We start from the raw sequence: 3,377 nt of genomic DNA on the forward strand, positions 1-3,377 counted from the left end.
TCGTTCTTTAAAAATTTGGGTATGTGATAGAAAGATAGACTGAACGTTACTTTCACTGGTAACGGATCAGGCTAAGGTAAAATTTGTGAGTTCTCTTAGTTGAGAAATTCGAATTTTCGGCGAATGTCGTCTTCACAGTATAACCAGATTGCTTGGGGTTATATGGTCAAGTGAAGAAGCGCATACGGTGGATGCCTTGGCAGTCAGAGGCGATGAAAGACGTGGTAGCCTGCGAAAAGCTTCGGGGAGTCGGCAAACAGACTTTGATCCGGAGATGTCTGAATGGGGGAACCCAGCCATCATAAGATGGTTATCTTGTACTGAATACATAGGTGCAAGAGGCGAACCAGGGGAACTGAAACATCTAAGTACCCTGAGGAAAAGAAATCAACCGAGATTCCCTTAGTAGTGGCGAGCGAACGGGGACTAGCCCTTAAGCTTCTTTGATTTTAGCGGAACGCTCTGGAAAGTGCGGCCATAGTGGGTGATAGCCCTGTACGCGAAAGGATCTTAGAAGTGAAATCGAGTAGGACGGAGCACGAGAAACTTTGTCTGAATATGGGGGGACCATCCTCCAAGGCTAAATACTACTGACTGACCGATAGTGAACTAGTACCGTGAGGGAAAGGCGAAAAGAACCCCGGAGAGGGGAGTGAAATAGATCCTGAAACCGTATGCGTACAAGCAGTGGGAGCCCACTTTGTTGGGTGACTGCGTACCTTTTGTATAATGGGTCAGCGACTTATTTTCAGTGGCGAGCTTAACCGAATAGGGGAGGCGTAGCGAAAGCGAGTCTTAATAGGGCGTCTAGTCGCTGGGAATAGACCCGAAACCGGGCGATCTATCCATGGGCAGGTTGAAGGTTGGGTAACACTAACTGGAGGACCGAACCGACTACCGTTGAAAAGTTAGCGGATGACCTGTGGATCGGAGTGAAAGGCTAATCAAGCTCGGAGATAGCTGGTTCTCCTCGAAAGCTATTTAGGTAGCGCCTCATGTATCACTGTAGGGGGTAGAGCACTGTTTCGGCTAGGGGGTCATCCCGACTTACCAAACCGATGCAAACTCCGAATACCTACAAGTGCCGAGCATGGGAGACACACGGCGGGTGCTAACGTCCGTCGTGAAAAGGGAAACAACCCAGACCGTCAGCTAAGGTCCCAAAGTTATGGTTAAGTGGGAAACGATGTGGGAAGGCTTAGACAGCTAGGAGGTTGGCTTAGAAGCAGCCACCCTTTAAAGAAAGCGTAATAGCTCACTAGTCGAGTCGGCCTGCGCGGAAGATGTAACGGGGCTCAAACCATACACCGAAGCTACGGGTATCACGTAAGTGATGCGGTAGAGGAGCGTTCTGTAAGCCTGTGAAGGTGAGTTGAGAAGCTTGCTGGAGGTATCAGAAGTGCGAATGCTGACATGAGTAACGACAATGGGTGTGAAAAACACCCACGCCGAAAGACCAAGGTTTCCTGCGCAACGTTAATCGACGCAGGGTTAGTCGGTCCCTAAGGCGAGGCTGAAAAGCGTAGTCGATGGAAAACAGGTTAATATTCCTGTACTTCTGGTTATTGCGATGGAGGGACGGAGAAGGCTAGGCCAGCTTGGCGTTGGTTGTCCAAGTTTAAGGTGGTAGGCTGGAATCTTAGGTAAATCCGGGATTCTAAGGCCGAGAGCTGATGACGAGTTACCCTTTGGGTGACGAAGTGGTTGATGCCATGCTTCCAAGAAAAGCTTCTAAGCTTCAGGTAACCAGGAACCGTACCCCAAACCGACACAGGTGGTTGGGTAGAGAATACCAAGGCGCTTGAGAGAACTCGGGTGAAGGAACTAGGCAAAATGGCACCGTAACTTCGGGAGAAGGTGCGCCGGTGAGGGTGAAGCACTTGCTGCGTAAGCCCACGCCGGTCGAAGATACCAGGCCGCTGCGACTGTTTATTAAAAACACAGCACTCTGCAAACACGAAAGTGGACGTATAGGGTGTGACGCCTGCCCGGTGCCGGAAGGTTAATTGATGGGGTTAGCTAACGCGAAGCTCTTGATCGAAGCCCCGGTAAACGGCGGCCGTAACTATAACGGTCCTAAGGTAGCGAAATTCCTTGTCGGGTAAGTTCCGACCTGCACGAATGGCGTAACGATGGCGGCGCTGTCTCCACCCGAGACTCAGTGAAATTGAAATCGCTGTGAAGATGCAGTGTATCCGCGGCTAGACGGAAAGACCCCGTGAACCTTTACTATAGCTTTGCACTGGACTTTGAATTTGCTTGTGTAGGATAGGTGGGAGGCTTTGAAGCGTGGACGCCAGTCTGCGTGGAGCCATCCTTGAAATACCACCCTGGCAACTTTGAGGTTCTAACTCAGGTCCGTTATCCGGATCGAGGACAGTGTATGGTGGGTAGTTTGACTGGGGCGGTCTCCTCCTAAAGAGTAACGGAGGAGTACGAAGGTGCGCTCAGACCGGTCGGAAATCGGTCGTAGAGTATAAAGGCAAAAGCGCGCTTGACTGCGAGACAGACACGTCGAGCAGGTACGAAAGTAGGTCTTAGTGATCCGGTGGTTCTGTATGGAAGGGCCATCGCTCAACGGATAAAAGGTACTCCGGGGATAACAGGCTGATACCGCCCAAGAGTTCATATCGACGGCGGTGTTTGGCACCTCGATGTCGGCTCATCACATCCTGGGGCTGAAGCCGGTCCCAAGGGTATGGCTGTTCGCCATTTAAAGTGGTACGCGAGCTGGGTTTAGAACGTCGTGAGACAGTTCGGTCCCTATCTGCCGTGGACGTTTGAGATTTGAGAGGGGCTGCTCCTAGTACGAGAGGACCGGAGTGGACGAACCTCTGGTGTTCCGGTTGTCACGCCAGTGGCATTGCCGGGTAGCTATGTTCGGAAAAGATAACCGCTGAAAGCATCTAAGCGGGAAACTTGCCTCAAGATGAGATCTCACTGGGACCTTGAGTCCCCTGAAGGGCCGTCGAAGACTACGACGTTGATAGGCAGGGTGTGTAAGCGCTGTGAGGCGTTGAGCTAACCTGTACTAATTGCCCGTGAGGCTTGACCATATAACACCCAAGCAATTTGCTGACTCGAAAGAGCACCAGATTGCGGTGTGTGAAGACGAAACGAACCGAAAGTTCGAAACTCACAAAACACCGAAAGCTGTCACATACCCAATTTGCTGAAGCGAGGCCATCAGGCCACGACTCAGTACCCGAATTTCTTGACGACCATAGAGCATTGGAACCACCTGATCCCATCCCGAACTCAGCAGTGAAACGATGCATCGCCGATGGTAGTGTGGGGTTTCCCCATGTGAGAGTAGGTCATCGTCAAGATTAAATTCCGAAACCCCTATCTGCTGATGCAGGTAGGGGTTTTGTTTT

The 3,377-nt window shown here is 51.1% G+C and carries 2 rRNA genes; both read left to right on the plus strand.

The features are described 5' to 3' along the window. Window positions 1–164 precede the first annotated feature (164 nt). Window positions 165–3,056: ribosomal RNA gene (locus J3361_RS29175) — 23S ribosomal RNA — on the plus strand. Between the two features lie 157 nt (window positions 3,057–3,213). After that, window positions 3,214–3,329, plus strand: a 5S ribosomal RNA gene (gene rrf / locus J3361_RS29180). Window positions 3,330–3,377: the final 48 nt, after the last annotated feature.

Origin of the sequence: Pseudomonas sp. OA65 (assembly GCF_017498305.1) — a bacterium.
Classification (GTDB): domain Bacteria; phylum Pseudomonadota; class Gammaproteobacteria; order Pseudomonadales; family Pseudomonadaceae; genus Aquipseudomonas; species Aquipseudomonas zanjanensis.